The following is a 348-nucleotide window of genomic DNA, read 5'->3' on the forward strand; positions in this document are numbered from 1 at the left end:
CAGGGCGTACGCCGTGCGCAGCGGGTTGGTGGCCAGCGCGGCGGCGGCACGCGCGGTGCGGGGGTCGCCGAGCCGGGCGAGCGCGTGGGCGGCGGTCGCGCAGCGGGCGGGCTCACGGTGGTTGAGCAGCAGCACCAGCGTCTCGAAGGCCCGGCGGTCGCCCGCGCAGCCGAGCGTGAACGCGGCCACCTCCCGCGCCCACAGGGGCTGTTGGGGCTCGACGAGCACGCTCGCCAGCCGCTCCCGGGCCGCGGCCGCGCCCGCCCTGCCGTCCCGCGCCGCCCGACGGGCCAGCGCCGCCACCGAGGCGAAGGCCACCGCCTCCTCCGGGTCGCTCGGCTCGGCCGC

General features: G+C 81.3%; 1 protein-coding gene. It reads right to left on the bottom strand.

Going from position 1 to position 348, the window contains the following annotated elements:
* Positions 1 to 294: HEAT repeat domain-containing protein (locus ACSNOD_RS31845; RefSeq protein ID WP_436770530.1), on the bottom strand; the 294-nt coding region annotated here is incomplete at its 3' end.
* Positions 295 to 348: the final 54 nt, after the last annotated feature.

The sequence above is a fragment of the Streptomyces sp. URMC 123 genome, from assembly GCF_051386515.1.
Taxonomy (GTDB): Bacteria; Actinomycetota; Actinomycetes; order Streptomycetales; family Streptomycetaceae; genus Streptomyces.